Below are 26,583 nucleotides of genomic sequence, written 5' to 3'. Positions count from 1 at the left end.
CTGACCCCCGTGTGAGCGGTCCGAGCTTGCCGCACCGGTGCGTGTCGCACCGTGACGCCCTCAATGGCGAGGGGGACCGCCGGCGCTTCCCCGGAGCGGGAGCGCCCTGTCTGTCGACCACGGAAGGTCCTGAGAGATGCCGGCTACCCCTGTGTCCGTGGCGTCGCATGACGCCGGGAACCCTGTCATCGAGTCGCTCTACGCCGAGGTGCTGCGGCGGAACCCGGGAGAGCCGGAGTTCCACCAGGCGGTGCGGGAGGTGGTCGAGACCCTCGGACCGGTGCTGGAGCGGAGGCCCGAGCTGGTCGACGCCCGGATCGTCGAGCGGATCGTGGAGCCGGAGCGGCAGCTGATGTTCCGGGTGCCGTGGACGGACGACCAGGGGCGGATCCACGTCAACCGCGGGTTCCGGGTGGAGTTCAACAGCGCGCTCGGGCCGTACAAGGGCGGGCTGCGGTTCCACCCGTCGGTCAACCTCGGGATCGTCAAGTTCCTCGGCTTCGAGCAGATCTTCAAGAACGCGCTCACCGGGCTGGGCATCGGCGGCGGCAAGGGCGGTTCGGACTTCGACCCCAAGGGTCGGTCCGACGCGGAGATCATGCGGTTCTGTCAGTCCTTCATGACCGAGCTGTACCGGCACCTGGGCGAGCACACCGACGTCCCGGCCGGGGACATCGGCGTCGGCGGCCGGGAGATCGGCTACCTGTTCGGGCAGTACAAGCGGATCACCAACCGCTACGAGTCGGGCGTGCTGACCGGCAAGGGCATCGGCTGGGGCGGTTCGCAGGCGCGCACGGAGGCGACCGGCTACGGGTGCGTGCTGTTCACCGCCGAGATGCTGCGGGCCCGGGGCGAGGACCTGGACGGCCTGCGGGTGGCGGTCTCCGGCTCCGGGAACGTCGCCGTGTACGCGGTCGAGAAGGCCCAGCAGCTCGGGGCCACGGTGGTCACGGTCTCGGACTCCGCCGGCTACGTGGTGGACGAGAAGGGCATCGACCTCGCGCTGCTCAAGGAGGTCAAGGAGGTCCGCCGCGGCCGGCTCACCGAGTACGCGGAGCTGCGCGGCAGCCACGTCCGGTACGCCGAGGGCACCGGTGTGTGGAGCGTGCCGGTGGACGTGGCACTGCCGTGCGCGACGCAGAACGAGCTGACCGGTGCGGACGCGCTGGCGCTGGTCCGCAACGGGGTGCGGGCGGTCGCCGAGGGGGCCAACATGCCGACCACGCCCGAGGCGGTCCGGGTGTTCCAGGACGCCGGGGTGGCCTTCGGCCCGGGCAAGGCGGCCAACGCGGGCGGGGTCGCCACCAGCGCGCTGGAGATGCAGCAGAACGCCTCGCGTGACTCCTGGTCCTTCGCGCGGACGGAGGAGCAGCTGGCCGGGATCATGCGGCACATCCACGACTCCTGCCACACCACGGCCGAGACGTACGGCCGACCCGGCGACTACGTGCTGGGCGCCAACATCGCCGGCTTCGAGCTGGTGGCGGACGCGATGCTGGCGCAGGGCCTGATCTGACGCGTCGCCGTAGCCGTACCCGCACCTCCCCGACCGGTCCCCGCGGCCGGTCGGGGAGGTGTTCGTCGTCGTGTCGCCGTGTCGCCGTGCCGCCGTTCCCGGGCCGCGGTGACGCGGCGGCCGACCCGACCGGAGCGGGCACAGGATGTCGGGTGCGGCCCGCGGGCGCTGCCTACGGTGGAACGCAGTAAGGGAAGGACGGGGCGCGGATGCTGGAACGGCTGAACCAGGCCATGGAGTACATCGAGGAACACCTCGACGGGCCGGTCGAGGTGGCGGAGCTGGCGCGGATCGCGACGACGTCGGAGTACCACTTCCGGCGGCTGTTCTCGGCGCTGGCCGGGATGCCGCTGTCGGAGTACCTCCGGCGCCGGCGGCTCACCCTCGCCGGGGCCGAAGTGCTCTCCGGCGAACGGACGTTGCTCGATGTCGCGGTCCGGTACGGCTACACCTCCGGCGAGGCGTTCGCCCGGGCGTTCCGTGCGATGCACGGGGTCGGCCCGGGGGAGGCGCGGCGCGGCGGTGCGGTGCTCGTCTCGCAGCCCCGGATGTCCTTCCGGCTCGTCATCGAAGGGAGCAGCAGCATGCGGTACCGCATCGTGGAGAAGCCGGCGTTCCGGGTGGTCGGCAGACGGGCCCGGGTCCCGCTGGTCCACGTGGGGGTCAACCCGGCCATCGCCTCGTTCATCAGGGGGCTCGGCCGGGAGACCGTCGACCGGATCGCGGCCCTCTCGGACCAGGAGCCGGACGGCGTCGTCTCGGTCACCGAGTTCTTCTCGGACAGCCGGGAGGAGGGCGTCGAACTCGACTACTACCACGCGGTGGTGGCCGGCACGGAGGTCGAGGTGCCGGAGGACCTGGACGTGCGCGAGGTCCCGGCCGGCACCTGGGCCGTCTTCTCCAACACCGGGACGTTCCCGCAGGCGTTGCAGGAGATGTGGCGGGACGTCTACACCCAGTGGTTCCCGTCCAACCCGTACGAGTCGCGGCCCGGCCCGGACATCCTCCGCACCCGCTTCCCCGCGGAGGCGGGGCAGGCCGAGGCGGAGATCTGGGTCCCGGTGGCCCGCGCGGGGCGGTGACGGACGACGGCTGACGGTGCCCGCCGGGCAGCGGGCGGCGGGCGCCGTCCGTCCGCGCCCGTCCGCCGGCCCGGCCCTCCGCCCGTTCGGCCCAGCACCACCGGCCCGCCCGACGCCCCGCCCGCATGCTGGGCGGGGAAGCACCGAGGCGGCCGGGGGCCGGCGAGCGAGGAGTGGATCGAGGATGGCCGAGGCGTTCGGGTTCGTCGACTACGGCGGGCCGGAGAAGCAGGAGTTCCTGGACCGGCCCGTGCTGGAGCCGGGACCGGGACAGCTCGGGATCGCGGTGCGGGCGGCCGGGGTGAACCCCGTGGACTGGAAGGTCCGCCGGGGTCTGCTCGGCCGGGACCGGGAGCTGCCGGCCGTCATGGGCCAGGAGGCGGCGGGCGTGGTGGAGCGGGTCGGGCCCGGGGTGACCGGCTTCACGCCCGGCGACGAGGTGTTCGGGATCGCGGCGGCCGGGGCGTTCGCGGCCCAGACGCTGCTGCTCGCGCGGATGAGCGCGCCGAAACCGGCGAAGGTCGGCTTCGACCAGGCCGCCACCCTGCCGGTGGCGGCGGCGACGGCCGACGACGCGGTCCGGGACGTCGGGGTGGGCGCCGGGCAGACGCTGCTGATCCTCGGTGTCTCCGGCGGTGTGGGCAGCGCGGCCGCCCAGATCGCCCGCAGCCGGGGCATCCGCGTCATCGGCACGGCGAGCGACGCCAACCGCGGCTACGTGGAGTCCCTGGGGGCGGTGCAGGTCCGGTACGGCGCCGGGGTCGCCGAGCGGATCCGGGCGGTGGCCCCGGACGGGGTCGACGGGATCCTCGACCTGGTCGGCGGCGACGACGTGCGGGCCGCCGCGACCACGCTGGCGGACCGTTCCCGGCTGGTCGCCACCTCCGACCCGGCCGCCGCGGCCGAACTCGGCGGCCGGTTCGTCACCCGCTCCACCACGCCGGAGACGCTCGCTGCGCTGGCCGGGCTGGTGGCCGCAGGCGAGCTGGACCCGCAGATCAGCGCCCGCTACCCGCTGGCCCGCGCCGCCGAGGCGCTCGCCCTGGTCGAGTCGGGCCACGCGCGCGGGAAGCTCGTCCTCGAAGTCGCCTGAGCGGCGTCCCCGGCCACCGATCCACCCCGGTCCGCCCGGACCGCCGAACAGTCCTGAGGAACGCGGATGAAGATCGACGAGGTAGCGGTCGGCGGCCCGTGCTGGGTGGAGCACGGCAGCACCGACCCCGTGGCGGCCCAACGGTTCTACGGCGAGCTGTTCGGCTGGCGGCCCGAGACGGACGAGCGGCCCGAGGCCGGCGGGTACACCTTCATGAGGCTGGACCGCGCGATCGCCGCCTCCGTCTCCCCGCTGTACGGCGAGGGGCAGCCCACCGCGTGGACCGTCTCGTTCCTGGTGGCCGACGTCGACGCCGCCGCCGCCCGGATCACCGGGGCGGGCGGCAGTGTCGTCGTCCAGCCGATGGACGCACTCGACTTCGGCCGGTTCGCGATCGTCGCGGACCCGTCCGGTGCGGTGTTCGGGCTCTGGCAGGCGGGACGCCTGGTCGGCGCCGAGGTGCTCAACGCCCCCGGCGCGCTCGGCTGGGTGGAGCTGCTCACCCGGGACCGGGAGGGCGCCGCGGCGTTCTACCCGGCGGTGTTCGGCTGGACGGTCGGCCCGTCCGGGCAGTACACCCAGTGGGGCCTGGCCGGCGACGACTTCGGCGGCATGCTGGTGATGGGCGAGAACTTCCCCCCGCAGGTGCCGCCGCACTGGCTGCCGTACTTCGCGGTCGCCGACGTGGACGTGTCGGCGTTCCGGGCGGGCAACCTCGGCGCGGACGTGCTGATGGCCCCGACCGCGGTGCCGGACGGCCCGCGGATCGCCGTCCTGCGCGATCCGCAGGGCGCGGCGTTCGGCATCTACCTGGCGGGCTCCGAGGGCTGACCGTCCGCCGCCGGGGCCGGCCGGCCCTGCGCGGACCGGCCCGTACCGCGTCCGCGCAGGGCGCCGACCGCGGCGCCCGCCGTCACCAGCAGGGCCGCCGGCGGCACCACGTCCCCGACCCGGTCGTACCAGGTGAGCGCGGACGGCGCGGTCAGCGGCAGCCGGACGACCAGCGTGCCCGTCCCGTCCGTGCCGAGCCGGGCGAGCTCGCGCCCCTGCGCGTCGAAGGCGGCCGACACCCCCGTGAGCGAGGCCTGGACGGCCGGCCGGCCGGTCTCGGCGGCCCGGATCGCGGCCAGCGACACGTGCTGCTCGGGCGCCCAGGTGCGTTGGAACGTCGAGGTCGAGGACTGGTAGACGAGCACCCGTGCACCCGCCCGTGCGGCCGTCCGGGAGAGGTCGGGGAACGCCGACTCGAAGCAGATCAGCGCGCCGACCGGCAGCGCGCCGCCCGCGCGGTCGACGGCCGGCAGGAGGTGGAAGGCGCTGCCGGGGGCCCGGTTCTCGCCGGCCGCCCGGCTGACCCCGGCCACCCAGCCGAGCACCGGCCGCAGCGGTACGTACTCGCCGAACGGCACCAGCCGGATCTTGCGGTACCGGTCGACGATCCCGTCCGGCGAGATCAGCACCGCGTCCTTGGAGATCCGTCCGTCGGCCTTGCGCGCGTCCTCGCCGGCCAGCACCCGGGCGCCGGTCGTGGCGGCCAGCCCGCGCAGCCGGTCGAGCGCCGCCGGGTCACGGTCGAGGTCGGCGGTGGTGCTGGACTCGCCCCAGACGACCAGGTCGACGGGCCGTCCGCCGAGGGCCTCGGTGGCGCGGACACCCGCCTCGAAGCGGGCCTGCGGTTCGTCGACGATGCCGGGCTGGACCAGGGCGAGGGTGATCGCGCCACCGGCCCCGCCCGCCCCGGCCCCGCCCGCCCCGGCCGGTTCGGGCGCGGGTCGCAGGGCGAAGAGCAGCGGCCCGGCGGCGAGCAGACCGGCCACCACGAGGGCGGCCACCGTCCGGGGCCGCCGTTCGGCGGCGGTCAGCACCACCAGGACGGCGGTGTTGACCGCGACCACGGCCGCGCTGACCAGCCAGATCCCGCCGATCGAGGCCAGCGCGAGGACGGTCGGGTGCTGCCACTGGGTGGCGCCGATCAGGGCCCACGGCCCGCCGAGGGCGTGCCAGGACCGCGCGTACTCGGTGGTCAGCCAGACCGCGGCGACGACCACCGGTGCGAGCAGCGCCCGCCGGGTGGTCGGCGGCGGGTGCAGCAGCCCCCACACCGCCGCGCCGACCCCGGCCTGGAGCGCGCCGAACAGCACGGCGAGCAGCGGCAGCGCGGGCCCGACGGACGGCACCAGCCAGTACATGCCGGTGAGGATGAAGCCGGCGCCGAACCACCACCCCCGCACCGCCGCCTCGCGCATCCCGGGTGCCCGCTGCATCAGCAGCAGCCCGGGGACGAGCGCGACCCACGCCAGCGTGGCCAGCCCGGGCGCCGGGAAGGCGAACACCGGCACCGCCCCGGCGGCCAGCGCGGCCAGCCGTGGCCGGTACCGGGCGGCCCGGTCCGGGCGGCCGGGAGCGGCGACGGCCGCGGGACCGGCGGGACCGGCGGGACCGGTGAGCAGGGAGCGTCGCGACATGCCCCGTATTGTCCGCTCGGCGCGGCCCGGTCACCAGCCCTGTGATCACCCGAACGGGTCCGGCGTGTCGCGGGACGGCCGTGCGGGTCCGTACGGACCCGCACGATCCCGGAGGGGCGTGCGACCGCCGTGCGCCGCCCGCGTGGGATCGCGGGCGGCGCACGGGGGACACCACCGGACGGTGGGGCGACGGGCGGGAACCGCCCGGGGCGGCTCAGCCGTCCTCGCCCTCCAGGTCACCCTCGGTCTCCAGGAACGCCGCCTGCAACTGCTCGATCAGCTCCGGGTCCGGCTTCTCCCAGAGCCCGCGGCTCGCCGCCTCCAGCAGGCGCTCGCTGATGCCGTGCAGCGCCCACGGGTTGGCGTCCGCCAGGAACTCCCGGTTGACCGGGTCCAGCACGTACTCCTGGGTGAGCTTCTCGTACATCCAGTCCGCGACCACGCCGGTCGTGGCGTCGTACCCGAACAGGTAGTCGACGGTGGCCGCCATCTCGAAGGCGCCCTTGTAGCCGTGGCGGCGCATCGCCTCGATCCAGCGCGGGTTGACCACCCGGGCGCGGAACACCCGGGCCGCCTCCTCGGTGAGGGTCCGGGTGCGGACCGTCTCCGGCCGGGTCGAGTCGCCGATGTACGCGGTCGGCGCCTTGCCGGTGAGGGCGCGCACGGTGGCCACCATGCCGCCGTGGTACTGGAAGTAGTCGTCCGAGTCGGCGATGTCGTGCTCGCGGGTGTCGGTGTTCTTGGCGGCGACGGTGATCCGCTTGTACGCGGTCTCCATCTCCTCGCGGGCCGGCCGCCCGTCCAGCCCGCGCCCGTACGCGTAGCCGCCCCAGACCGTGTACACCTCGGCGAGGTCGGCGTCGGTGCGCCAGTCGCGGCTGTCGATCAGCTGGAGCAGGCCCGCGCCGTACGTCCCCGGACGGGAGCCGAAGACGCGGACGGTGGCCTTGCGCTCGTCGCCGTGGACGGCGAGGTCGGCCTGGACGTGCGCGCGGACGTAGTTGTCGGCCTCCGCCTCCTCCTGGGCGGCGGCGAGCCGGACGGCGTCGTCCAGCAGGGCGACCACGTGCGGGAAGGCGTCCCGGAAGAAGCCGGAGATGCGCAGCGTGACGTCGATGCGCGGGCGGCCCAGCTCCTCCAGGGAGATCGGCTCCAGGCCGGTGACCCGGCGCGAGGCGTCGTCCCAGACGGGGCGGACGCCGAGGAGCGCGAAGGCCTCGGCGATGTCGTCGCCGGCGGTGCGCATCGCGCTGGTGCCCCAGAGCGAGAGCCCGACCGACGGCGGGCAGGCGCCGTCGTTGTCGGCCCGGTAGCGCTCGACCAGCGAGGCGGCCAGGGCCTGCCCGGTCTCCCAGGCGAGCTTGCTGGGTACGGCCTTCGGGTCGACGGAGTAGAAGTTGCGGCCGGTCGGCAGCACGTTGACCAGCCCGCGCAGCGGCGAGCCGGACGGCCCGGCCGGGACGAAGCCGCCGCGCAGCGCGTGCAGCACGGCGTCCAGCTCGCCGGTGGTGGCGGCCAGCCGCGGCACCACCTGGGCGGCCGCGAAGTCCAGCACCTCGCGGACCGCCGTACGGACCTGCTCCGGCAGCTCGGCGGTGACCTTCTCGACCGCCTCCGGGGCCCAGTCCTCGGCCTCCATCGCCTCGACCAGCTCGCGCGCCGCGGCCTCGGCCGCGTCGGTGGCACCGAGGGTGAGCGCGGACTCGTCCAGGCCGAGCGCCTCGCGCAGGCCGGGCAGGGCGTTGACGCCGCCCCAGATCTGCCGGGCGCGCAGGATGGCGAGCACGATGTTGACCCGGTCGGTGCCGGCCGGGGCCTGGCCCAGGACGTGCAGGCCGTCCCGGATCTGGGCGTCCTTGATCTCGCAGAGCCAGCCGTCGACGTGCAGCAGGAAGTCGTCGAAGCCGTCGTCCTCGGGGCGCTCGTCCAGGCCGAGGTCGTGGTCGAGCTTGGCGGCCTGGATCAGCGTCCAGATCTGGGCGCGGATCGCGGGCAGCTTGGCCGGGTCCATCGCGGCGATGTTGGCGTGCTCGTCGAGCAGCTGCTCCAGGCGCGCGATGTCGCCGTAGGAGTCGGCGCGGGCCATGGGCGGGACGAGGTGGTCGACCAGGGTGGCGTGGGCGCGACGCTTGGCCTGGGTGCCCTCGCCCGGGTCGTTGACCAGGAAGGGGTAGACCAGCGGCAGGTCGCCGAGGGCGGCGTCGGGGCCGCACTCGGCGGAGAGCGCGGCGGTCTTGCCGGGCAGCCACTCCAGGTTGCCGTGCTTGCCGAGGTGGACCACCGCGTGGGCGCCGAAGCCGCCGTCGGCCTGCTCGGCCGCGATCCAGCGGTAGGCGGCCAGGTAGTGGTGGGACGGCGGGAGGTCCGGGTCGTGGTAGATCGCGACCGGGTTCTCGCCGAACCCGCGCGGGGGCTGGATGAGGACGAGCAGGTTGCCGGAGCGGACGGCGGCGAGCACGATGTCGCCGTCCGGGTTCTGCGAGCGGTCGACGTACAGCTCGCCGGGGGCCGGGCCCCAGTGCTCCTCGACCCGGGTGCGCAGCGCCTCGGGCAGGCCCGCGTACCAGCGGCGGTAGTCGGCGGCCGGGATACGGACGGGGTTGCGGGCCAGCTGGTCCTCGGTGAGCCAGTCCTGGTCGTAACCGCCGGCGGCGATCAGCGCGTGGATGAGGGCGTCGCCCTCGTGCTGGCCCTCGGCCGACTCGTCGAGCCCGGGCAGGCCGGTGCCCAGGTCCATGCCCTCCTCGCGCAGCGCGGTCAGCAGCCGCACCGCGCTGGCCGGGGTGTCCAGGCCGACCGCGTTGCCGACCCGGGCGTGCTTGGTCGGGTAGGCGGAGAGGACGAGCGCGAGCCGGCGCTCGGCGGCCGGGATGTGCCGCAGGCGGGCGTGGGAGACGGCGATGCCGGCGACCCGGGCGGCGCGCTCGGGGTCGGCGGCGTAGACGGTGAGGCCGTCCTCGTCCAGCTCCTTGAAGGAGAACGGGACGGTGATCAGGCGGCCGTCGAACTCGGGCACGGCGATCTGGGTGGCGGTGTCCAGCGGCGAGAGGCCGTCGTCGCTGGCCTCCCACTGGGCGCGCGACCAGGTCAGGCAGAGCGCCTGGAGGATCGGCCGGTCCAGGGCGGCGAGCGCGCCGGCGTCCCAGGCCTCCTCGTCGCCGCCGGCCTGCGCGTCGGCCGGGCGGGTGCCGCCGGCGGCCAGCACGGTGGTGACGAGGGCGTCGGCCTCGCCGAGGGCGGCCAGCAGGTCGTCCTCGGCGCCGCGCAGCGAGGCGCAGTAGTACGCCCGGGCCTGCGCGCCCCGGTCCTCGATCGCCCGGCAGAGCGTCTCGACGAAGGCGGTGTTCCCGCTCATGTGGTGGGCGCGGTAGTAGAGCACGGCGATGACCGGGCCGCCGTCGGTGCGGGCGGTGCGCTCCAGCGGTCCCCAGGCGGGGGCGGAGGCGGGCGGCGCGAAGCCGTGGCCGGTGAGCAGCACGGTGTCGGAGAGGAAGGCGGCCAGCTCGGCGAGGTTGGCCGCGCCGCCGTGCGCCAGGTAGGCGTGGGCCTTGGCGGCGATGCCGGCCGGCACGGTGGACAGCTCCATCAGCTGGGCGTCGGGCGCCTGTTCGCCGGTCAGGACGACGACGGGGCGGGGGCCGGCCAGCAGCGCGTCCAGGCCCTCCTGCCAGGCACGGCGTCCGCCGAGCAGGCGGACCACGACCAGGTCGGTGCCGTCGACCAGGGCGGGCAGGTCCTCGGGCGTGAGCCGGGCCGGGTTGCCGAGCCGGTAGCGCACCGGTCCTTCGGCGGAGCGGGCGCTGAGCAGGTCGGTGTCGGACGTCGACAGCAGCAGGATCATGCGAAGGCCCTCCCGGCCTCGGAGGCGCCCCGAGCCGAAGGGCACGCCGGCGTGGAATGTGACGAGTGACGAGCGACTGGCGAAGGACGGCGGAACACCGGAGCGGGGGCCCCTCCGGCCCGGCGGCGGGCAGGGAGGGCGTGCGTCAACGGCGGGTCCGGGAGCCCGGCGGATCCCTCCGGCCCGCCTGGGGCAGGGAGGGGGAGCGGCCGAGTCACGGTGGACCGGACCGCGGGAGCGGGCATGCGGCGGCGCATGGCTTTTCGAGCCTTCCTCGGGGTCCGCGCCCCGGGCCGGTGGAGGACGGCAGGAGTTCCTGGCTCCCGCGGTCTCCCGGCGTTCCGGTGGACCGCGGTCACAGTGGCGGGACCGCACCGGGCTCGCACCGGTTTCCTCCCCTGCGCCGTCGCTGGCGTGTGGGCGGCCTGCGGGGACCGCCCGCCAGCATCGTACGGGGTGTGGCTGACCTGGGGGAGTGCCCTTCGGCAAGGCGCTCTTCCGGCACCGGGTCCGGCTCGGTGCTGTGACCTTCGGTACGGCGGCATCCGATCGGATCATCGGTATGCTCGCCGCCATGCCACCGACATCCGACGCCGTCACGCCGGGCGCCGCCGCGCCCGACCGGGGGCGTGCGGACGTCTGTCCGGGGGCGCTTCGTCTGCACACCGCCGACGACGGCGCCCTGGCCAGGGTCCGCCTGCCGGGCGGACTTCTGACGGTCCGTCAGGCCGTGGCGCTGGCCGACGCCGCGGAGGCGCTCGGCGACGGCGCGCTGGAGACCACCTCGCGCGGCAACGTCCAGCTGCGCGGACTGGCTCCGGACTGCGGCGGCGAACTCGGCGAACGGCTGCGCGCCGCCGGCCTGTTGCCCTCGGACACCCACGAGCGGGTGCGCAACATCGTGGCCTCGCCCGGCCCGTCGGACGGCGGTCGCACCGGCGTCGACGTGCACGCCTGGGCCCGCGCGCTGGACGCCGGCCTCTGCGCGAGCCCGTGGGCGACCGGCCTCTCCGGCAAGTTCCTGTTCGCGCTGGACGACGGCCGCGGCGACGTCGCCGCGCTGGACGCCGATGTGACATTGATCGCAGGCCGGGACGGGACCGCCCTGCTGCGCCTCGGCAGGGCCGCCACCGCGCGCGCCGTCCCCGCCGCCCGGGCGGTGGAGGCGGCGCTGGACGCCGCCCGTTCCTTCCTGGAGGCCCTGCGCGTCTCCGGGGCAGGGGCCTGGCACCTGCGCGAGGTCCCCGGCCTGCTGCCGCCCGGCGACGTCCCGCTGCCCGACCTGCCCGGACTGCCGGTGCCGCTCGGCGCGCTGCCCGGCGGGCTCTCCGTCGGACTCCGGTTCGGCCGGGCCACCGCCGCGCAGTGGCGCGTCCTGGCCGCCGCCGCCGAGGGGGAGCTCCGGCTCACCCCGTGGCGCGGTGCCGTCCTGCCGGGTGCCCCGGCCGACCGGCTGCCCGCCCTGACGGCGGCCGGGTACCGTACCGAACCGGGCTCGGCCTGGGACCGGGCCACGGCCTGCACCGGGCTGCCGGGCTGCGCCAAGTCGCTCGCGGACGTCCGGACGGACGCGGCGCGGGCGCTGGACGCGACGGCGGCTCCGGTCGTCGTGGTGCCGGGCCCCGCGGTGGCGGGCCCCGTGGCGCCGGCCGCCCCGGCCGGTACCGGCGTCCTGCCGGTGCACTGGTCCGGCTGCGAGCGGCGCTGCGGCCACCCGGCGGGACGCTGGGTGGACGTGCTGGCGACCGGGCGGGGCTACCGGGTGAGGGTGTCCGGCACCGCTCCGGAACCGCCCGGCGGTCCCGCGGGCAGCGCGACGGGCAGCCCTGCGAGCAGTCCCACGAACGACCCGGTGAACGACCCGGTGAACGATCTGACGAACGAGGAGACGGCCGTGGCGGTCGCCGCGGCCAGGAGGACCACCAAGTGATCGAGTACGAGAAGGACGGCGCGTCCATCTACCGCCAGTCCTTTGCCACCATCCGGGCCGAGGCCGACCTCGCCGCGCTCCCCGCGGACGTCTCCCAGGTCGCCGTGCGGATGATCCACGCCTGCGGCATGGTCGACCTGGTCGAGGACCTGGTGTACTCGCCCGGCGTGGTCGCCTCCGCCCGTGCCGCCCTGCGCGCCGGCGCGCCGATCCTCTGCGACGTCAACATGGTCGCCAGCGGCGTCACCCGCAAGCGGCTGCCCGCCGACAACGAGGTGGTCTGCACCCTCACCGACCCGTCCGTGCCCGAGCTGGCACGGGCGATGGGCAACACCCGCAGCGCCGCCGCGATGGAGCTGTGGCTGCCCCGGCTGGAGGGTGCGGTGGTCGCCGTCGGCAACGCGCCGACCTCGCTCTTCCGCCTGCTGGAGATGATCGAGGCCGGCGCCCCGCGCCCGGCGGCGGTGATCGGTGTGCCGGTCGGATTCATCGGCGCGGCCGAGTCCAAGGAGGCCCTGGCCGTGCACCCCGCCGGCCTGGAGCACCTGGTGGTGCGCGGCCGGCGCGGCGGCAGCGCGATGGCCGCCGCTGCGATCAACGCGATTGCGAGCGAAGAAGAGTGACGAACCATCAGGACGACAGCGTGACGACCGGCCGGCTCTACGGGGTCGGCCTGGGCCCCGGTGACCCGTCGCTGGTGACCGTCCGCGCCGCCGAACTCATCGGCAAGGCCGACGTCGTGGCCTACCACAGCGCGCGGCACGGCCGTTCGATCGCCCGGTCCATCGCCGAGCGGTACCTGACGGCCGGTCAGATCGAGGAGAAGCTGGTCTACCCGCTCACGGTGGAGACCACCGACCACCCCGGCGGCTACCGGGGTGCCCTGGACGACTTCTACACGGAGGCCGCCGACCGGCTGGCCGCCCACCTGGACGCCGGCCGCGACGTCGTGGTGCTGGCCGAGGGGGACCCGTTCTTCTACGGCTCCTACCAGCACATGCACAAGCGCCTCGCGGACCGCTACCCGACCGAGGTGGTGCCCGGCGTGACGTCGGTCAGCGCCGCGGCCGCCCGGCTGGGCATGCCGCTCACCGAGGCCGACGAGACGCTCACCGTCATCCCGGGCACGCTGCCCGAGGAGGAGCTGACCGCGCGGATCGCCGCCGCCGACTCCGCCGTCGTCATGAAGCTCGGCCGCACCTTCCCGGCCGTGCGCCGCGCCCTGGAGCGGGCCGGCCGCCTCGACGACGCCCAGTACGTCGAGCGCGCCTTCATGGAGGGCGAGCGGACCGCCCCGCTGGCCTCGGTCGACGCCGAGACCGTCCCCTACTTCGCGGTCGCCGTGCTGCCCAGCAGGGTCGCGCCGCTGGAGCCCCCGGCGCCGGCCCTGGAGGGCCCGGGCAGTGTGACCGTGATCGGCACCGGCCCGGCGGGCCCGCTCTGGCTCACCCCCGAGGCGCGCGGCGCCCTGTCGGCCGCCACCGACCTGGTCGGCTACACCACCTACCTGGACCGGGTGCCGGTGCGCCCCGGTCAGGCGCGGCACGGCTCCGACAACAAGGTGGAGTCCGAGCGCGCCGAGTTCGCCCTCGACCTGGCCCGCCGCGGCCACCGGGTCGCGGTCGTCTCCTCCGGCGACCCGGGCGTCTTCGCGATGGCCACCGCCGTCCTGGAGGTCGCCTGCGAGGAGGCCTACCGCGAGGTGCCGGTCCGGATCGTCCCCGGCATGACCGCCGCGCACGCCGCCGCCTCCCGGGCGGGCGCCCCGCTCGGCCACGACTACGCGGTGGTCTCCCTCTCCGACCGCCTCAAGCCCTGGGACGTCGTCGCCCGTCGTCTGCGGGCCGCCGCCGAGGCCGATCTCGTCCTCGCGCTCTACAACCCCGGCTCGCAGTCCCGCACCACCCAGGTCGGCCGTGCCCGCGACCTCCTGCTGGAGTACCGGGCCCCGGAGACCCCGGTGGTCATGGCCCGCGACGTCGGCGGCCCCACCGAGCGCGTCCGCACCGTACGCCTCGCCGACCTGGACCCGGCCGAGGTCGACATGCGCACCGTCCTCCTCGTCGGCTCCTCCCAGACCCGGCACGTCACCCGGTCCCCCCACCCCGACGTCACCTGGACCCCCCGCCGCTACCCCGAGGCCTGACCTCCCGGCCGCGGCCCCTCGGGGTCCGACCCCCGGGCACCCCGCTCCGGCGGGGTGCCCGTCAGTCGCGGTAGATCTCGGAGCGGTGGCCGACCCTGACCGCGAGGACGAGGAGCAGGCCACCGTCGACGGTGGAGATCACCCTCGTCCCGGCGCTCCTCGACGAGGTGCATCAGCTCGCGCTCCTCCCACTGCCGGTGCTCGCGCAGGAGCCCTGTCGGGACGACGGCGGCCACTTCCCGCCCGCGGCGGCCACCGACCGGCGCGCGTTCCCGAATTCCGCGCTGATCGCGTCGGTGCGGGAGCGGCGGTCCGGTTCCACGGTGCGGGTCCGGGGTCGAGCCGGGTCGCGCCGCCGTCGGTGAGCCGTCGGGTCTGCTGACGGCTCCTTCTGTCTCGGTCGTGTCATAAGAACTTCGCTGTGATGTGAAGATCTGACGCCCATACGGGGAGGGAAACGGACAAATGTAGCGTCACATGGGAGCCCGATCCTGGCGCTATCTCAGTCATGAGATATGGTCTGGCAGGTGACAGGCGACTATCTCACCCGTATCGGCACCCTCATCCGCACCGCGCGTCAGCACCGCGGTTGGTCCCAGGCTCAGCTCGGCGAGGCCCTCGGCACCAGCCAGAGCGCGGTCAACCGCATCGAACAGGGCAAGCAGAACGTCAGCCTTGAGATGATCGCCCGCATCGGCGAAGCGCTCGACAGCGAGATCGTCTCCCTCGGCTACGCCGGCCCGATGCACCTGCGGGTCGCCGGCGGCACCCGGCTCTCCGGCGCGATCGACGTCCGCAGCAGCAAGAACGCCTGCGTGGCCATCCTCTGCGCCTCGCTGCTCACCACCGGCCGCACCACCCTGCGCAGCGTCGCCCGCATCGAGGAGGTCTACCGCATCCTCGAAGTGCTCAACAGCATCGGCGTCAAGAGCCGCTGGACCAACGACGGCCGCGACCTCGAACTCACCCCGCCCGTCGAGCTCGACCTCGACGGCATGGACGTCGAGGCCGCCCGCCGCACCCGCAGCGTGCTGATGTTCCTCGGACCGCTGATGCACCGCGCCGACCGGTTCGCCATCCCCTACGCCGGCGGCTGCGACCTCGGCACCCGTACCGTCCAGCCCCACCTGACCGCGCTGCGCCGCTTCGGCCTGGAGGTCGCCACCACCGGCGGCGCCTACCACGCCTCCGTCCAGCCCGGCACTCCGCTGGACCGGCCGATCGTGCTGACCGAGCGCGGGGACACGGTCACCGAGAACGCCCTGCTCGCCGCCGCCCGCCACGACGGCGTCAGCGTCATCCGCAACGCCTCGCCCAACTACATGGTCCAGGACCTCTGCTTCTTCCTGGAGAAGCTGGGCGTCAGGATCGACGGCGTCGGCACCACCACCCTCACCGTCCACGGGGTCCCTGAGATCACCTGCGACGTCGACTACACCCCCGCCGAGGACCCGGTGGAGGCGATGAGCCTGCTGGCCGCCGCCGTCGTGACCGGCTCCGAGCTGACCATCCGCCGGGTGCCGATCGAGTTCCTGGAGATCGAGCTCGCGGTGCTGGAGGGCATGGGCCTCGACTACGACCGCACCGCCGAGTACCCGGCCCACAACGGCCGTACCCGGCTGGTCGACCTCACCGTCCGCCCGTCCAAGCTGACCGCGCCGGTCGACACCATCCACCCGATGCCGTTCCCCGGCATCAACATCGACAACGTGCCGTTCTTCGCCGCGATCGCCGCGGCCGCCCACGGCACCACGATGATCCACGACTGGGTCTACGACAACCGCGCCATCTACCTCACCGAACTCACCCGTCTCGGTGCGGACATCAAGCTGCTCGACCCGCACCGCGTCCTCGTCCAGGGCCCGACCCGCTGGCGCGCCGCCGAGATGGTCTGCCCGCCGGCCCTGCGCCCCGCGGTCGTCATCCTGCTGGCGATGCTCGCCGCCAAGGGCACCTCGGTGCTGCGCAACGTCTACGTCATCAACCGCGGCTACGAGGACCTCGCCGAGCGCCTCAACTCCATCGGCGCGCAGATCGAGACCTTCCGCGACATCTGACGGAGCGCGTCCGTCGGCACGTCGGTTCGGTGCCCGGCCCGGGATCGGAGGATCCCGGGCCGGGCACCGGCGTGTTCACTCGCCGGTGCGGCCGTCGAGGTGTTCGCGGAGGAGGTCGGCGTGGCCGTTGTGGCGGGCGTACTCCTCGATCATGTGGGTGAGGATCCAGCGGAGCGAGTAGGCGTCGTCGCCGTCGGCCCCGGCGCTCCCCCGGTAGTGCCCGACGAAGTCCAACGACTCCGTGGCGGCGACGAGTTGCCGGGCGTGCTCGCACTCGCCGCGCCAGACGGCGAAGGCCTCCTCCGGATCGGCGTCCTCGACGTCGAACTCGCTGAAGCTCCCGTCGGGGCGCTTCCAGTAGCCGGGCACGGCCTCGTCGGCGAGGACGTTGCGGAACCAGCCGCGCTCGACCTCGGCGAGGTGGCGGGCCAGGCCGAGCAGCGAGAGGTCGGAGGGCGCGAGGGGGCGGGCGCGGAGCTGTTCGGTGGTCAGTCCGGCGCACTTCATCACGAACGTGGCCCGCTGGTGGTCCAGGAAGGTGACCAGGGTGGCACGCTCGTCGGCGGTGCGGAGGGGTTCGGTCCGCGCGGCGTCGGCGCGATCGTAGGCGTCCATCGGATCATGCTCGCAGGGCGGTCGGCCCACGGCACCGGGTTTTCGAGGGGCGGACGCGGGCCTAGGCCCTCGGGTCGAGCCCGGCGATCCACTCCTGCGCGGCTCCGACGGTCTCCACGACCGGGACGCCGGCCGGGAGCGGCGGACGCTCCACGACCACCACGGGCAGGGCCAGTTCACGGGCGGCCGTGAGCTTGGGGGCGGTGGCCGCGCCGCCGCTGTCCTTGGTGACCACGACGTCGATGCGGTGCTCGCGGAGCAGCGCGCGTTCGCCCTCCAGCGTGAACGGGCCGCGGTCCAGCAGGACGTGGAGCGAGGCGGGCACCGGCGGCTCGGGCGGATCGACCGACCGGGCCGTGAAGTGCAGACCGTCGAGGTGGGCGAACGCGCCGATGCCCTGCCGTCCGGTGGTGAGCAGGATCCGCCGGCCGAGCGGGGGAAGCAGCTCCGCCGCGGCGGCGAGGGAGGCGGCCGGGTGCCAGCGGTCGCCCTCCACCGGCGTCCAGCCGGGGCGGCGCAGTGCGAGCAGCGGCACGCCGGTCGCGGCGGCGGCCTCGGCGGCGTTGCGGGACATGACGGCGGCGAACGGGTGGGTGGCGTCGACCACGGCGTCCACCCGTTCGGCGCGCAGCCACGCGGCGAGGCCGTCCGGACCGCCGAAACCGCCGATCCGGACCTCGCCGACGGGCAGCCGCGGGTCCGCGACCCGCCCGGCGAGGGAACTGGTGACCCTGAGCGGCGAGCCGGCCAGGGCGGCGGCGAGCGTCCGCGCCTCGGTCGTCCCGCCGAGGACGAGCAGGTGGGGCGCCACTACGACCCGCAGGGCTCGTGCGGGCGCTCGCGGTCCGCCGAGTAGAGGTGGCTGTCGCGGAACTGCTCGGCGGCGAGGGTCCGGCCGACGATGATCACCGCGGTGCGGACCACGCCCGTCTCCTTCAGCTGTCCGGCGATCGAGCCGACGGTGCCGCGCAGCACCAGCTCGTCCGGCCGGCTGGCCATCGCGACGACGGCGGCCGGGCAGTCGGCGCCGTAGTGCGGCAGCAGCTGCTCCACCACGTCGTCGACGTACCCGGCGGCCAGGTGCAGGACGAGCAGGGCGCCGCTGCGGCCGAGGGTGGCGAGGTCCTCGCCCTCCGGCATGGGGGTGGCGCGCTTGGCGATCCGGGTGAGGATGACGGTCTGGCCGACGGTCGGCACCGTCAGCTCGCGCTTGAGGGCGGCGGCCGCGGCGGCGAAGGCCGGCACGCCGGGTACGACCTCGTACGGGACGCCGGCCGCGTCGAGCCGGCGCATCTGCTCGGCGACGGCGCTGAACACGGACGGGTCGCCGGAGTGCAGGCGGGCCACGTCCTGTCCGGCCCGGTGGGCGCGGACCAGCTCCTCGACGATCTGGTCGAGGTTGAGGTTGGCGGTGTCGACCAGGCGGGCGCCCGGCGGGCACTCGTCCAGCAGCTCGCGAGGCACCAGACTGCCCGCGTAGAGGCAGACCTCGGCGCGGGCCAGGATCCGCTGGCCGCGCAGGGTGATCAGGTCGGCGGCGCCGGGGCCGGCCCCGATGAAGTGGACGGTCACGAGGCGTTCTCCCGGGGGGTGAGGGACTGGGCGGCAGGCTTGGCGGCGGACCACTGGGTGACCGGCATGGCCTGGCGCCAGCCGGTGAAGCCGCCGACCGGGACGGCGTGGGCGACGGCGAGCCGCAGCAGCTCGCCGCCGTGCCGCCGGTACCACTCGGTGAGCAGTGCCTCCGACTCCAGGGTCACGGTGTTGGCGACCAGCCGCCCGCCCGGCGCCAGCGCGGTCCAGCAGGCGTCCAGCAGGCCGGGCGCGGTGAGCCCGCCGCCGACGAACACGGCGTCGGGGGCGGGCAGCCCGGCGAGCGCGGCGGGTGCGGCGCCGGTGACGACGCGCAGCCGGGGGACACCGAGCGCGGCGGCGTTGCGGGCGATCCGCCCGGCCCGGACGGGGTCGCGTTCGACGGTGACGGCCCGGTTGTCGCGGTGCGCGCGCAGCCACTCGATCGCGATCGACCCGGAGCCGCCGCCGACGTCCCAGAGCAGTTCGCCGGGGACGGGCGCGAGGGTGGCCAGGGTGGCGGCACGGACGTGGCGTTTGGTCAGCTGGCCGTCGTTCTCGTACGCGCCGTCGGGCAGGCCGGGGACGACCGGGGTGCGGGGGCCGGTGTCGCCGAGGTCGACCGCGATCAGGTTGAGCCGGTCGCCGGGCGGGTGCGGCCAGCCGTCGGCGGGGCCGTCGAGCTGCCGTTCGGCGGGGCCGCCGAGCTGTTCCAGCACCCGCAGCCGGGCGGCGCCGAAGCCGCTCGCGGTGAGCAGCGCGGCGACGGCACCGGGCCCGTCGGCGTCGGCGCTGAGGACGAGCAGGCGGCGCCCGGGGTTGAGGGCGAGGCGCAGGGCGTCCAGGGGGCGGCCGACCAGGCTGACGACCTCGGTGGACTCCAGCGGCCAGCCGAGCCGGGCACAGGCGTACGTCACGGAGGAGGGGTGCGGCAGGACGCGCAGCCGGTCGGGGCCGGCGATCTCCGCGAGGGTGCGGCCGATGCCGTAGAACATCGGGTCGCCGCTGGCCAGGACGGCGACGCGGCGGTCCGCGTACCGGGCGAGCAGCCCCGGGACGGCCGGGCGCAGCGGGGTCGGCCACGGCACCCGTTCGGCGGAGACCTCGTCCGCGGGGAGGAGGTCGAGCTGCCGGGGGCCGCCGATCACCACCTCGGCCGTCCGCAGCGAGGCCCGCGCGGTGCCGGCGAGGCCGGGCCAGCCGTCCGCCCCGATCCCGACGACGGTGAGCGGGGGTGGCTGCTGGGGCACCGGGGGGCTCCTTGTGGATCTGCGGGGGTGGCTCGGGGCCCGCCGGCCGGGTTTGCGGTTTCGGCCCCGGGGCAGCCTACCTGGCGCTGTCCGTCCGGGGGGTGGCCAGGGTGCATGCCCTGCCGGGCGGGGTTAGCGTCGACCGGGGGGACCTCAGCACGCAACGGAGGGCACCATGTCCGAGTCAGCGGTCCCGTACACCACCAACAACGCCGGGATCCCGGTGCCGAGCGACGACAACTCGCTCACGGTGGGGAGGGACGGCCCGATCCTGCTCCACGACCACTACCTGATCGAGAAGATGGCCCAGTTCAACCGTGAACGGGTGCCGGAGCGGGTGGTGCACGCGAAGGGGTCCGGGGCGTACGGCGTCTTCGAGACGACGGAGGACGTCAGCCGCTACACGAAGGCGACGTTGTTCCAGCCGGGCAAGCGGACGGAGATGCTGGCCCGGTTCTCGACCGTCGCCGGTGAGCAGGGCAGCCCGGACACCTGGCGCGACCCGCGCGGCTTCGCGCTGAAGTTCTACACCGAGGACGGCAACTACGACCTGGTCGGCAACAACACGCCGGTCTTCTTCGTCCGCGACACGATCAAGTTCCAGGACTTCATCCGCTCGCAGAAGCGGCGCACGGACAACGGCCTGCGCGACCACGACATGCAGTGGGACTTCTGGACGCTCTCGCCGGAGTCCGCCCACATGGTCACCTGGCTGATGGGGGACCGCGGCCTTCCGAAGTCGTACCGGCACATGAACGGGTACGGCTCGCACACCTACATGTGGATCAACTCCGGTGGCGAGCGGTTCTGGGTGAAGTACCACTTCAAGACCGACCAGGGCGTCGAGTTCCTCACCCAGGCCGATGCCGACCGGCTGGCCGGCTCCGACCCGGACCTGCACCGCGAGGACCTCTGGCAGGCGATCGACGGGGGCAACCCGCCGTCCTGGACGCTGTACGTGCAGGTGATGCCGTTCGACGATGCGCCCGGTTACCGGTTCAACCCCTTCGACCTCACCAAGGTCTGGCCGCACGGCGACTACCCCCTGGTCAAGGTCGGCACGATGACCCTGAACCGCAACCCCGAGGACTACTTCGTCCACATCGAGCAGTCCGCCTTCGAACCGGCCAACCTGGTGCCCGGGATCAGCGTCTCGCCGGACAAGATGCTGCTCGGCCGGATCTTCTCCTACCCCGACACCCACCGGTACCGGATCGGTCCCAACTACGCGCAGCTGCCGCCGAACCGGCCGCACGTCCCGGTGCACTCGTACGCCAAGGACGGCCCGATGCGGTTCGACCCGGCCCGTACCGCGGCGCCGTACGCGCCCAACTCCAAGGGCGGGCCGGCCGCGGACCCGAAGGTGTACGACGATCCGTCCGCCGGCTGGCAGACCTCCGGCGACATGGTGCGCGAGGCCTACTCGCTGCACGCCGAGGACGACGACTGGGGTCAGGCGGGCACGATGGTCCGCAAGGTGCTGGACGACGCGGAGCGCGACCGGCTGGTCTCCAACATCGTCGGGCACCTCAAGGGCGGGGTGAGCGATCCGGTGCTGGACCGGGCGGTGCAGTACTGGCGCAACGTCGACAAGGCGCTCGGCGACCGGGTCGCCTCGGGCGTGGGCAAGGACTGACGCCCGAGGTGCGAGGGCGTGACGACCTGAGCGCGTGACGACCTGAGGGCGTGACGGCGAGGGAGGGCGCGGGCCGAGGACGGGGCCCGCGCCCTCAGCGTGCCCGCAGCCAGTCCCCGGACACGATCAGCGCGGGGTGCGCGCGCAGCCGGGCGGCGACGTCCGGGCCGGCCAGGTACACCCACGCCTCCGCCGTGCCGCCGTCGGCGGTCCGGACGGTCAGCCGCTCCCGGACGTACTCCCCGGTGCCGTCCGTCCGGCAGTCCTCCAGGCGGTCCAGGGCGGTGAGCGCCTCCGGGTACGCGCCCCGGCGGACCGTGACGAGTTCGCCGACGATCCGCCGCCCGGGCGCGGCGTCCGGTACCGCGTAGGGGAACCCCGGTCCCTCGTGCAGGGCCGCTCCTTCCAGGACCGCGCCGCGGACCTCGGCGCACCGGCCCGCCAGGTACACGGCGTGGTTGCGCCCGCCGGGGCGGAGCGTGCCGTAGACGAAGAAGGGGAGGTCGGGGGCGGGCGGGGTGGTGGGCATGGGGCTCTCCTGCGGGACCGGGCGGCCGACGGACGGCATCGGCGGGTGACAGATTCCAGCACTCGTCGTCCGCCGGGCGCCACCCCCCGGCCGTCGTTCGTGGTCCGGAGTCCGCGCGCCGCCCGTCGGCCTCCGTCCGCTGCGTCGTCCGCAGCCTCGTCCGCTGCTCTGCCGTCACCCCGCCGCCGGCTGCCGTCCGGTGCCGGGTTTGTCCGGATGGGGCTGCTTTCGGTGCCCGGTGGCCGATCGTCCGGTGATACCCACTGGCGTCCAGGTCGGCTGATGAGGTGTCATGGCGGGTGAACGCCAGTACCGTCTTAGGGGGACACCCATGACAGCACCCGTCGCAGGCAAGCCGGGCGCGGCCTCTGCCGCCGCACCCGCCGGTGCCGCACCCGCACCCGCCGATGCCCGTCCCGCCGGCGCCGGCCCCGTCGACGCGGGCCCCGCCGGTGCCGGTCCCGCGGCGGCGCGGTTGGGAGGGCAGGTGTGGGTGGCCCTCGGGATCGTGTACGTGGTGTGGGGATCGACGTACCTGGCGATCCGGATCGCGCTGGAGACGATGCCGTCCTTCCTCTCCGCCGCGGCGCGGTTCCTGACCGCCGGCCTGCTGCTCGTCGGGTTCGTCGCGCTCCGCCACGGGCGCGAGGGGCTCCGGGTGGACCTGCGGCAGCTGGGGTCCTCCGCGCTGGTCGGCGGGCTGCTGCTGACCGGCGGGAACGGCCTGGTGGTGCTCGGCGAGAACTCGATCCCGTCCGGTCTGGCCGCGCTGGTGGTGGCCGTGGTGCCGCTGTGGATGGTCCTGTTGACGGCGGCGGACGGCCACCGGCCCAAGCCGGTGGAACTGGCCGGCGTCCTGTTCGGACTGGTCGGGCTGGGGGTGCTCTCGGCGCCCGCGATCGGCGGCGACATCGCGATCGGCGGCGTGATCGCGGTGGTCTGCGGCACGGTCACCTGGGCGTTCGGGTCGTTCGCCGCGAAGCGGATCCGGATGCCCGGCAACGTCTTCGCCGCGAGTGCCTACCAGATGCTCGCCGGCGGGCTCGGCAACCTGCTGATAGGACTGGTGCGCGGTGAGCAGCACGGGCTCGACCTGGGCGAGGTCTCCGGGCGGTCCTGGCTGGCACTCGGGTTCCTGGTCGTGTTCGGCTCGCTGGTCGCCTACACCGCGTACGCGTGGCTGTTGCGCTCGGCGCCGCTGACCCTGGTCGCCACCTACGCCTACGTGAACCCGGTGGTGGCGGTGCTGCTCGGCTGGCTGGTGCTGGCCGAGCCACTGACCGGCCCCACCCTGCTGGGTGGGGCGATCGTGGTCGTGGGTGTCTGCCTGGTGGTGAGCGTCAGTCGGACTTCGCGTAAGTGAGGACGGCGACCCCGTTGTCGAAGGTGCGGGACGCTTCGAGTCGGAAGGTGTGCGGCGCGAAGCCCGCGCGGAACATCGGAATGCCCGAGCCGGTCACGACCGGGTACTGCTTGACGATCAACTCGTCGATCTCGGGGAGGAGTTGTCCGGCCAGATCGGCGCCCCCGCACAGCCATATGCCGAGGCCGTCCTCCTGCTTGAGTGCGCGGACCCGGGCCAGCGGGTCGGCGGCCGTGACCTCGACCGCGGGGTCGGGGCTCTGCGTCAGGGAGCGGGAGAAGACCAGCTGTCGCAGGTGGGCGTAGGGGTTGGCGAGCCCGAGGGGCAGCCCCGGTTCGTACGTGCCGCGACCCATGAGCACGGTGTCGAAGCGCCTGTTGGGAGCGTCCGCCGCGCCCAGTGCGGTGCGGCCCGGCGTGGGCAGGGTCTCGGGGAACTCGCCGACCATGAAGGAGAGGAAGTCGCCGGAGACGTACTGCATGAGGACCTCGAAGTCGCCGTCCGGCGCGGCGATGAAGCCGTCGAGGGTGGCGCCGACGTAGTAGGTGAGCTTGCGCATGCACGTCCTTGGGTTTCGGTGAGGGCCTCGCGCCCTGACCACGACAGTTATAGTACTCCGGCCGTAGTGGTTGCAAGGGGGATCCGGGAAGGAGCTGGTCTCCGACCCGTGACCGCGTCCGCCGTCCCCTCCCTCACCTCGTCCCGTGGCTCGCCCTCACCGGTGCGGCGCGGTGCGCGCGAGGACCGCCTCGATCAGGTCCGCCCGCTCGGCCACCCCGGCTGCCGGGACGTCGATCAGCCGGTAGCCGTGCGCCCGGTAGGCCCGCTCGTGCAGCCGCTCGAAGGTCAGCGCGTCCTCGAAGGAGATCCGCCGGGCGGCCGTCGGCTCGACGAAGCCGAGGTTGCGGACGAAGAACACCTCGCTCCGGTAGACGTGTTCGTCGCCGATGCGCCGCAGCTCGGCGGTGAGCGCGGGGGACGCGGGGCGGCCGAGGAAGGTGCGCAAGGCCTCGGTGCAGACCGGGGACCGGTCGTGGAACCGGACCTCCCCGGGCGCCGTCGCCGTCGCCGCCCGCTCGCGCTGCAGGGTGACGACCTCGTCGACGAAACCGGCCCGCGTCCACGGCTCCGGATCCCCGGCGGCCTGCCGGCGGGCGATCACGTCGGTGGCGGCCTCCGCCGTGACGGAGTAGCCGCGGCGGGCCAACTCTGCCAGCAGGGTGGTCTTTCCGGCGCCCGGTGTGCCGGTGAGGATGTAACGACGCACGTCTTCCCCCGTCTTTCCTTCTCTTCCCCTGTTCGCTCCGTCCGTTCCGTCCGTGCCGCCGGTGCCGTCCGTGGGGCTCGTGCCGCCGGTCGACCGGTCGCCGCTGCCGGGCCGCCGTCCGCTCAGACGAACCGGATGTGCCGGACCCCGACCAGGGCGCGTCGAAGGCGCCCGCGCAGCGGGCCGTCGGTGTTCGGCGTGAGTGTCAACCCGGCTGCCGCGGCGAGGTGTTCGGCCACCTGGGGCACGGTGAGGCGGTCGGTCCGGACGTGTTCGCCGAACTCGTCGCGGCTGAGGCGGTCCAGGCAGTGGTCGAGCCGCGACACCGCGAAGCTCTCCCGGCGCAGTGGCGCGTCCTTCCCGGCGACCAGCCGCACGGCGTGCCCGGCCCCGCGTTCGCGCAGCCGTCGCAGCACCTCCTCCCGTTCGGCCAGGAGGGCGAAGTGCCGGACGTCGTGGCCTCGTTCGCGCAGCCGGCCCACGGTCTCGGCGAGGTAGGCGGGCTCGGTGACCGTCATCGGCGCGATCACCGTGCCCCGGTGGTGGCCGAGCGTGCGGTCGAGCACCTCGTACACGCCCTGGCGCCAGGCGGGCAGGTCCTGGAAGTCTCCCCGCAGTGGCCGGGGGGTCATCCGGTGCAGCCCGAAGCCGACCTCCTCGGGGTCGCAGACCACGCTGCCGGGCAGCCGTCGCCGCAGCTCGTGCGACACCTGGGTCTTGCCGCCGCCGAACGGGCCGTTGATCCACAGGAGCATGCCGACCAGCCTACGCCGGGACGCCCGCGCCCCCGGCCGACCCGCCCGGGTCGGTCAGAACAGTGCGGACGGCTTGCCGGCCCACCAGTTGCCGGGCGCGTCGGGGTCGCGACTGGTCCAGAACTCGACGATGCCGGAGACGAATTCGGCGGCGGAGAGCCGCCCGTCACCGTCCAGGTCGAGCCGGCGGAACGCCTCGTCCGCGTCGTCGCGGGAGAGCGCGGAGAAGTGGCCCCGCTGGAAGACGAAGAACTCGCCGGCGTCGACGGTCCCGCTGCCGTCCACGTCGGCGACGGCCAGGAACGCCTCGGCCAGCGTCCCGAAGACGGCCCGTGCGGCGGCCGGGTCGTCGGCGACCGAGAGGGTCGAGGCGGTGAACTGCTCCCGGGTGACCGCCGTGGTGCCCTCCGGTAGGTGGGCGAGGTGCAGGTCGCGCCAGATGGCCAGGTAGGCGCCGACGATCCGTTCCTCCGTCGCCGACCCCTCGGCGTGGCCGAGCGACCGGGCCACCGCATGCCCCATCAGGACGTGGTCGCGCTCGGTCAGCAGGCCGTCCCCGTCGGCGTCCAGATGGTCGAAGCCGTGGTTGATCTTGGCGACCAGCAGTTCCTCCGACACGGTGCCCCCTCGGTTGGTGATCGCTCCGAAGTCTGCACGCTAACCCGCCGCCGCGCCGTCGCGCAGCCGAAGCCGGCAACCGCCTCCCGCCCCCGCCTCCCGTCCCGGCCGCCCCTGCCGGACCCGCCGCCCCTGCCGGCCCGGTGGCGGCCGTCGGCGGCGAGCGGCGCGACACGGGTGTGCCGCACGCTCCTCGCCGCCGACCGTCCCGGGCGGGAGCGCGTCCTCAGCCCGCGCTCCGGAGCGCCGCGTCCGCCAGTCGTTCCGCCAGGTCGCCGAAGGCGGAGCCGAGTTCCTCGTCGGCGACGCCCCCGGCGTAGGACTGGAAGGCCAGCGCGGCCTGGGCCTGGACGGCCGGGGTGGCGTACGCGGGGTCGATCGGGTAGGGCTCCCCGGGCGGCCAGGGCAGCGGCCAGTGCTTCGGCCACGGGATCCTGCCGTGCGGGGTGCCGCACCAGTCGTCACCGACCTCGGTGAGGATGTTCCGCACGTTGCCACCGGAGAGGCGGGCGGTGATGGCGGCGTTGGCCACCGCGTTGACGGTGCCGGAGACGGCGAGCCGCAGCTCGGCGGCGCCCGGCGGGATCGGTTGCGGGTTGAGGGTCACGGGCCCGCCGCCGCTGTTGGCGAGGTGCACGTGCCGGGTGGGGCCCAGGACGGGCAGGTGCGGGGTGATGCCGTCGATCGCCTCGGGATGGAGGCGGCCCAACAGGTAGAGGAGGGTGGCGGATTGGCGGACTAGGCTCATCGGAACCCCTTCTTGGGGACGCGCGGGTCACTGCCGGTGATCGATCGTAGACGGAGCGGTACCGGGGTGCCGGAACCGACACGGCGGGAAGGGGCGCCGG

General features: G+C 74.6%; 23 protein-coding genes and 1 riboswitch. Of the genes, 11 read left to right on the top strand and 12 right to left on the bottom strand.

Translation table 11 applies throughout. The features are described from left to right. Positions 1-136 precede the first annotated feature (136 nt). The 4 genes from gdhA (at position 137) to ACFWIC_RS01590 (ending at position 4,522) form a co-directional block, all read left to right on the top strand. Positions 137-1,516, top strand: coding sequence for an NADP-specific glutamate dehydrogenase (gene gdhA / locus ACFWIC_RS01605; RefSeq protein WP_329880376.1), 1,380 nt, complete (start codon positions 137-139; stop codon positions 1,514-1,516). 209 nt (positions 1,517-1,725) lie between these two features. Beyond that, complete coding sequence (locus tag ACFWIC_RS01600) at positions 1,726-2,598, top strand: GyrI-like domain-containing protein (protein ID WP_380514852.1); 873 nt, start codon at positions 1,726-1,728, stop codon at positions 2,596-2,598. A gap of 184 nt (positions 2,599-2,782) precedes the next feature. Then, on the top strand, positions 2,783-3,691 hold the full coding sequence (locus ACFWIC_RS01595) for an NADP-dependent oxidoreductase (protein WP_329948848.1): 909 nt from the start codon (positions 2,783-2,785) through the stop codon (positions 3,689-3,691). A gap of 66 nt (positions 3,692-3,757) precedes the next feature. Then, on the top strand, positions 3,758-4,522 hold the full coding sequence (locus ACFWIC_RS01590; protein ID WP_380514848.1) for a VOC family protein: 765 nt from the start codon (positions 3,758-3,760) through the stop codon (positions 4,520-4,522). Here the strand turns inward: ACFWIC_RS01590 and lnt are convergent. Next, the gene (gene lnt, locus ACFWIC_RS01585) at positions 4,498-6,156 is read right to left on the bottom strand and encodes an apolipoprotein N-acyltransferase (RefSeq protein WP_380353215.1); all 1,659 of its coding nucleotides are present in this window, start codon (positions 6,154-6,156) and stop codon (positions 4,498-4,500) included. The genes ACFWIC_RS01590 and lnt overlap by 25 nt on opposite strands. A gap of 214 nt (positions 6,157-6,370) precedes the next feature. Next, on the bottom strand, positions 6,371-9,997 hold the full coding sequence (cobN, locus tag ACFWIC_RS01580) for a cobaltochelatase subunit CobN (RefSeq protein ID WP_380514845.1): 3,627 nt from the start codon (positions 9,995-9,997) through the stop codon (positions 6,371-6,373). Between the two features lie 310 nt (positions 9,998-10,307). Further along, a riboswitch (cobalamin riboswitch) is annotated at positions 10,308-10,393 on the bottom strand. A gap of 178 nt (positions 10,394-10,571) precedes the next feature. Between cobN and ACFWIC_RS01575 the strand changes: the two genes are divergently transcribed. The 5 genes from ACFWIC_RS01575 to ACFWIC_RS01555 all read left to right on the top strand — a co-directional run bounded on the left by ACFWIC_RS01575 (position 10,572) and on the right by ACFWIC_RS01555 (position 16,130). After that, on the top strand, positions 10,572-11,927 hold the full coding sequence (locus ACFWIC_RS01575) for a hypothetical protein (protein WP_380364322.1): 1,356 nt from the start codon (positions 10,572-10,574) through the stop codon (positions 11,925-11,927). Beyond that, complete coding sequence (locus ACFWIC_RS01570) at positions 11,924-12,550, top strand: precorrin-8X methylmutase (RefSeq protein ID WP_329880364.1); 627 nt, start codon at positions 11,924-11,926, stop codon at positions 12,548-12,550. The genes ACFWIC_RS01575 and ACFWIC_RS01570 overlap by 4 nt, the downstream gene beginning before the upstream one ends. Continuing rightward, positions 12,547-14,073 carry a precorrin-2 C(20)-methyltransferase gene (locus ACFWIC_RS01565; RefSeq protein ID WP_380364589.1) on the top strand — a complete coding sequence of 509 codons (1,527 nt, stop codon included), beginning with the start codon at positions 12,547-12,549 and terminating at the stop codon, positions 14,071-14,073. The genes ACFWIC_RS01570 and ACFWIC_RS01565 overlap by 4 nt, the downstream gene beginning before the upstream one ends. A 131-nt stretch (positions 14,074-14,204) precedes the next feature. Next, a complete protein-coding gene (locus tag ACFWIC_RS01560) occupies positions 14,205-14,438 on the top strand; it encodes a hypothetical protein (RefSeq protein ID WP_380514840.1) in 234 nt (77 codons plus the stop codon). 162 nt (positions 14,439-14,600) lie between these two features. Continuing rightward, positions 14,601-16,130, top strand: coding sequence for a UDP-N-acetylglucosamine 1-carboxyvinyltransferase (locus ACFWIC_RS01555; RefSeq protein WP_380364593.1), 1,530 nt, complete (start codon positions 14,601-14,603; stop codon positions 16,128-16,130). Between the two features lie 75 nt (positions 16,131-16,205). Here the strand turns inward: ACFWIC_RS01555 and ACFWIC_RS01550 are convergent, their stop codons facing one another. The 4 genes from ACFWIC_RS01550 to cbiE all read right to left on the bottom strand — a co-directional run bounded on the left by ACFWIC_RS01550 (position 16,206) and on the right by cbiE (position 19,567). After that, a complete protein-coding gene (locus tag ACFWIC_RS01550) occupies positions 16,206-16,745 on the bottom strand; it encodes a DinB family protein (RefSeq protein WP_329948843.1) in 540 nt (179 codons plus the stop codon). Positions 16,746-16,806: 61 nt separating this feature from the next. Then, on the bottom strand, positions 16,807-17,556 hold the full coding sequence (locus ACFWIC_RS01545) for a cobalt-precorrin-6A reductase (protein ID WP_329948842.1): 750 nt from the start codon (positions 17,554-17,556) through the stop codon (positions 16,807-16,809). After that, entirely contained in the window at positions 17,556-18,317 is a 762-nt protein-coding gene (gene cobM / locus ACFWIC_RS01540; protein WP_329880357.1) for a precorrin-4 C(11)-methyltransferase, read from the bottom strand. Before cobM ends, ACFWIC_RS01545 begins: the two co-directional genes overlap by 1 nt. Beyond that, positions 18,314-19,567, bottom strand: a complete 1,254-nt coding sequence (gene cbiE / locus ACFWIC_RS01535) for a precorrin-6y C5,15-methyltransferase (decarboxylating) subunit CbiE (RefSeq protein WP_380361943.1) — start codon at positions 19,565-19,567, stop codon at positions 18,314-18,316. The genes cobM and cbiE overlap by 4 nt, the downstream gene beginning before the upstream one ends. A gap of 175 nt (positions 19,568-19,742) precedes the next feature. Here cbiE and ACFWIC_RS01530 point away from each other — a divergent pair, with 175 nt between their 5' ends. Further along, on the top strand, positions 19,743-21,203 hold the full coding sequence (locus ACFWIC_RS01530; RefSeq protein ID WP_380514835.1) for a catalase: 1,461 nt from the start codon (positions 19,743-19,745) through the stop codon (positions 21,201-21,203). 94 nt (positions 21,204-21,297) lie between these two features. Here ACFWIC_RS01530 and ACFWIC_RS01525 read toward each other — a convergent pair whose 3' ends face one another. After that, positions 21,298-21,732, bottom strand: coding sequence for a gamma-glutamylcyclotransferase family protein (locus ACFWIC_RS01525; RefSeq protein ID WP_380514832.1), 435 nt, complete (start codon positions 21,730-21,732; stop codon positions 21,298-21,300). Positions 21,733-22,063: 331 nt separating this feature from the next. Here ACFWIC_RS01525 and ACFWIC_RS01520 point away from each other — a divergent pair, with 331 nt between their 5' ends. Continuing rightward, a complete protein-coding gene (locus ACFWIC_RS01520; RefSeq protein ID WP_329948837.1) occupies positions 22,064-23,095 on the top strand; it encodes an EamA family transporter in 1,032 nt (343 codons plus the stop codon). On the opposite strand, the gene ACFWIC_RS01515 is transcribed toward ACFWIC_RS01520, so the two are convergent. The 5 genes from ACFWIC_RS01515 to ACFWIC_RS01495 all read right to left on the bottom strand — a co-directional run bounded on the left by ACFWIC_RS01515 (position 23,073) and on the right by ACFWIC_RS01495 (position 26,483). Further along, the gene (locus ACFWIC_RS01515) at positions 23,073-23,654 is read right to left on the bottom strand and encodes a dihydrofolate reductase family protein (RefSeq protein WP_380514829.1); all 582 of its coding nucleotides are present in this window, start codon (positions 23,652-23,654) and stop codon (positions 23,073-23,075) included. The two genes, ACFWIC_RS01520 and ACFWIC_RS01515, sit on opposite strands and share 23 nt — an antisense overlap. Positions 23,655-23,810: 156 nt before the next feature. Further along, positions 23,811-24,362 carry an AAA family ATPase gene (locus ACFWIC_RS01510; RefSeq protein ID WP_380361949.1) on the bottom strand — a complete coding sequence of 184 codons (552 nt, stop codon included), beginning with the start codon at positions 24,360-24,362 and terminating at the stop codon, positions 23,811-23,813. A 122-nt stretch (positions 24,363-24,484) separates the two neighbouring features. Further along, the gene (locus ACFWIC_RS01505; protein WP_329948834.1) at positions 24,485-25,117 is read right to left on the bottom strand and encodes an AAA family ATPase; all 633 of its coding nucleotides are present in this window, start codon (positions 25,115-25,117) and stop codon (positions 24,485-24,487) included. Between the two features lie 54 nt (positions 25,118-25,171). Continuing rightward, entirely contained in the window at positions 25,172-25,735 is a 564-nt protein-coding gene (locus tag ACFWIC_RS01500) for an EF-hand domain-containing protein (RefSeq protein WP_329880345.1), read from the bottom strand. 226 nt (positions 25,736-25,961) lie between these two features. Next, positions 25,962-26,483, bottom strand: a complete 522-nt coding sequence (locus ACFWIC_RS01495) for a hypothetical protein (RefSeq protein ID WP_380514825.1) — start codon at positions 26,481-26,483, stop codon at positions 25,962-25,964. Positions 26,484-26,583 lie beyond the last annotated feature (100 nt).

Origin of the sequence: Kitasatospora sp. NPDC127035 (genome assembly GCF_042726075.1) — a bacterium.
Lineage (GTDB): Bacteria > Actinomycetota > Actinomycetes > Streptomycetales > Streptomycetaceae > Kitasatospora.
Note: the sequence above shows the minus strand (reverse complement) of the source record. Positions and strands in the feature narration are given on the sequence as shown.

Excerpts from the sequence above, each read along its gene's own strand:
- gdhA (WP_329880376.1), top strand. The coding sequence starts at position 137 with ATGCCGGCTACCCCTGTGTCCGTGGCGTCGCATGACGCCGGGAACCCT.
- ACFWIC_RS01600 (WP_380514852.1), top strand. The coding sequence starts at position 1,726 with ATGCTGGAACGGCTGAACCAGGCCATGGAGTACATCGAGGAACACCTC.
- ACFWIC_RS01595 (WP_329948848.1), top strand. The coding sequence starts at position 2,783 with ATGGCCGAGGCGTTCGGGTTCGTCGACTACGGCGGGCCGGAGAAGCAG.
- ACFWIC_RS01590 (WP_380514848.1), top strand. The coding sequence starts at position 3,758 with ATGAAGATCGACGAGGTAGCGGTCGGCGGCCCGTGCTGGGTGGAGCAC.
- lnt (WP_380353215.1), bottom strand. The coding sequence starts at position 6,156 with ATGTCGCGACGCTCCCTGCTCACCGGTCCCGCCGGTCCCGCCGGTCCC.
- cobN (WP_380514845.1), bottom strand. The coding sequence starts at position 9,997 with ATGATCCTGCTGCTGTCGACGTCCGACACCGACCTGCTCAGCGCCCGC.
- ACFWIC_RS01575 (WP_380364322.1), top strand. The coding sequence starts at position 10,572 with ATGCCACCGACATCCGACGCCGTCACGCCGGGCGCCGCCGCGCCCGAC.
- ACFWIC_RS01550 (WP_329948843.1), bottom strand. The coding sequence starts at position 16,745 with ATGGACGCCTACGATCGCGCCGACGCCGCGCGGACCGAACCCCTCCGC.
- ACFWIC_RS01530 (WP_380514835.1), top strand. The coding sequence starts at position 19,743 with ATGTCCGAGTCAGCGGTCCCGTACACCACCAACAACGCCGGGATCCCG.
- ACFWIC_RS01525 (WP_380514832.1), bottom strand. The coding sequence starts at position 21,732 with ATGCCCACCACCCCGCCCGCCCCCGACCTCCCCTTCTTCGTCTACGGC.
- ACFWIC_RS01520 (WP_329948837.1), top strand. The coding sequence starts at position 22,064 with ATGACAGCACCCGTCGCAGGCAAGCCGGGCGCGGCCTCTGCCGCCGCA.
- ACFWIC_RS01515 (WP_380514829.1), bottom strand. The coding sequence starts at position 23,654 with ATGCGCAAGCTCACCTACTACGTCGGCGCCACCCTCGACGGCTTCATC.
- ACFWIC_RS01505 (WP_329948834.1), bottom strand. The coding sequence starts at position 25,117 with ATGCTCCTGTGGATCAACGGCCCGTTCGGCGGCGGCAAGACCCAGGTG.
- ACFWIC_RS01495 (WP_380514825.1), bottom strand. The coding sequence starts at position 26,483 with ATGAGCCTAGTCCGCCAATCCGCCACCCTCCTCTACCTGTTGGGCCGC.